The sequence below is a fragment of the Rhodoferax sp. GW821-FHT02C08 genome, from assembly GCF_059421805.1.
On the sequence record NZ_JBWKVR010000053.1, the window covers coordinates 1 to 3,087 of the forward strand.

Sequence of the window (3,087 nt, forward strand, 5' to 3'; positions counted from 1 at the left end):
CCCCGGCCCCTCAAACACCTTCTCAGAAGCATGCACGGTGATCTGCCCCGGCGCGGTGGTGGTGATGTTCCCGCCCTCAATGGTGATGCTGGCCCCGGCAGCAGTAGCGATGCGGATGCGCTTGGCCGCAGCCCAGTCGATGTGGGCGTTGGCACTTATTACATCCACCTGGCCCTTGGCCTGGACTTTGAGTTCCCCCGCCTGGGCCTGCAGGTCGATGTCGTCTTTGGCGGCGATGAGCTGCAGGCCGTTGTTGTTGGTTCCAGCTTTGACGGCCCCGGCCAGCACGCCGATGGCCTGGCCGGTGTGCACGCGCAGCTGGCCGCCACTGGCGAACTGGCTGTCCTGGCCGCTCATCAGGCTGGTGGTCTCGCCGTTGTTGAGTTGGATGTTCTGCCCTGCGACCACGCCCAGGCCGCCGCGTGCGGCGATGCCCAGCACCGCGTCGGTGCTGTGCGGTAGTTTGCCGTCGCTGGCTTGGGTGCTTTTGGCGGCGGCATCACTTTGGGCCTGGGCCAGGCTGGCCGGGTCCAGCATGCCGCTGGCGGCGGTGTACAGGGCTTGCAGGGGGGCGGCTTGGTCGTTGAGTGCGCTGGCGTTGGCTTTTGTGCTGCCCACATGGCTGGCCAGGGCGACTGTCTGGTGCGTGGTGGCGGCCTGGCTGAAGGATGCGGCCAGGGTGCTAGCCTGTTTGAGCAGGGCCATGCCTGCGCTGTTGTCGCCGGCCGGGTCGCGGCGGCTGGCGCTGTGCTGCAGCGCATAGCTGCTGATGAGCAGGCCGGCGCCGGCGCGGATGGCGCCATAGGCGTCGGTACGCAGCTCGGTGCCGGTGCCGCGCAGGCTGCCCCGGTAGTTGTCTGCGGTGTGCAGCAGATGGCCCAGGTTGAGCTCGGTGGCGGCTTGCGTGGTTTTGAGCTGGATCCTGCCCTGGGGGCCTTGGCCGTCGGTATCGTCAAACACCAGCTGGTTGTAGCCGGTACCACCATATTCCTTGCTGCGGATACCCCACTGGGCACTGGCGTTGCGTTGGCCAGATGGTCCACTGCCTGCCGCAGCGCCATGCCAGACGGGGCTGTGCCCGCCCGAGCCCGTGCCGACCAGGTTGCCCTGGCCGCTGTAGCGGGTGTCGCTGGCGGCATCAAACACGCTGGTGTCTGCATCGGCATTCTGGGCTCCGCCGGGGCTGGGCAATACACCGCCTTCGCCCTGGCCGTTGTAGTGCGCGGCCACCGCGATGGGGCGGTCGATATCGCCTTCCAGAAACTGCACCTGCACCTCCTGGCCGATGCGGGGGATGAACTGCACGCCCATGCCGGCGCCACTGCCTCCGCCCGCGCTGCGCTGCAGCACACGGACCCAGCAGGTGCTGGTGCTGTCGTCTGCACTCTCACTGCCCTGGCCCTGCCAGTGGAAGCGGATGCGGATGCGCCCCAGGCGGTCGGTGAAGGTCTCGTCCGCCCCGCTGGGGACTGTCTCGCCCTGGGCGCCGATGACGATGGCGGTCTGGCTGCCCCAGGCGGTGGGGCGCGGGTTCAGCCGCAGGCCGGTGCCATCGGCCAGCACCGGGCGCCAGGGTTGCTGGGCGGCGATGGCCTCGAAGCGGTTGGCGTAGCCCAGCTTCTGGGCCTGGGCGATGAGGGCGGAGATGGGGATTAAATCAACACGGGTGCTATCGAGTTCATAGCTACTTGCGCAGGTGGAATCTGCGCTAGAGGCTGTTTTGTCTTGAATGGAAAACTGCTGCAGCAGCTCGCTCAGCAGCTGCGGCACCGGGCCGAACAGCTCGGCCAGGGCTTCTTGGGCCGGACGGGGCAGGTTGTTGATGCCGATGCTGGTGACGCCGAGCACCAGCAGCTCGGGGTCCTGGTTGCTGCTGTCGTTGCTTGCGTTGCTGCCGGTGCTGGAGGGGTTGGTCATTTGGCGCGGGCTGCCCACCAGGGTGAAGCGGGTACCGGGGCGCAGGGTGCGCACGGTGCTGCGGCCTTGCCAACGGCTGCGCTGGCTGTGGTGGGCCTGGGCGATGCGGTCGGCGGCGGCGCGGGCCTGGGTGGCGTCGGCAAAGGCGTAGCTGCCGGGGCTGTCATAGCTCTCCAGCTGGGGGGCGTTGGGGCCGCCGCTGAAGGGGACGTTGCTGGGGAAGAGGGGGATGCTGACGCTGCTGGAGGCCTTGGCTTTGTAGTCAAAGCTTTGCAGGCTGAGGCGGGCCGGGGGCAGGCTGCTGCTGTGCACCAGGGCCTGGATGGCGTCTTGCTCTTCCAGCGCGCTGGCGCCGTGGAAGCGGATGCCGGCGCCTCCCAGGGCGTGGGCGCTGGTGGCGTCTTCGGGGCAGGCGCTGGTTTGGCTGGAGTCGGCGAAGAGCACCAGCTGGTGGCCGCTGGGGGCGGAGTCGCTTTCCTCCACGCGCCAGCCCAGGCCTTCTTCGGCCAGCAGGCGGGAGACAAAGGCCAGGTCGGTTTCTCGGTACTGCACGCAGTAGCTGCGGGGTGGGGTGTTGCCCTGGGTGTTGCGCAGGAAGGGGCCAACTTCGTCGCTCCAGCGCCAAGCGGCCACGGCCTGGTAGCTTTGGAAGACGGCGTCCACGATCTGGGTGGTGGACATGTCTTGCCAGACCCGGCTGCTGCGCGACTGGCCCAGCAGCCAGATCCAGGGTGCCACGCGCAGGTGGTAGCGGGCCAGGCCGCCGAAGCTGCCCAGCTGGGCGGCTTGCACCACCAGGCCGGTGAAGGGGGTGCGGCTGCCGTCGGACAGGCTGGTCTGCAGGCTGGCGCGCTGGCCCAGCAGCTGGTCGGTGGCGATGTCGGCCTGGGTGCTCAGGGCGATGATGTCGCGGCTGCCTACGCTGTGCAGCGATTCGCTGGCCGCGAAGGCTTCTACCAGCAGGCTGGGGGTCTCACTGGAGGCGGCTTCTGGCGCGCCCAGGGTCAACTCGTACAGGCGGCTCGTGCTGGTGAATGCTTGGAGCAGGGCGGTCAAATCGGTGGGCATGGCGGTGGGCGTGGACCTTGTGGAGGGCCGCAGTTTGCCGCGAAATGTGCCCCTATCCCGTGCTCCCAGGCAATTTACGAAAGCAGCTGTAACCGCTTGTCC

At 68.2% G+C, this 3,087-nt stretch carries 1 protein-coding gene; it reads right to left on the reverse strand.

What is annotated here, in order from left to right; all coding sequences use genetic code 11:
- The coding region (locus tag AC07VY_RS26505; protein ID WP_495100130.1) for a type VI secretion system Vgr family protein at positions 1-2,985 on the reverse strand (2,985 nt) is incomplete at its 3' end.
- Positions 2,986-3,087 lie beyond the last annotated feature (102 nt).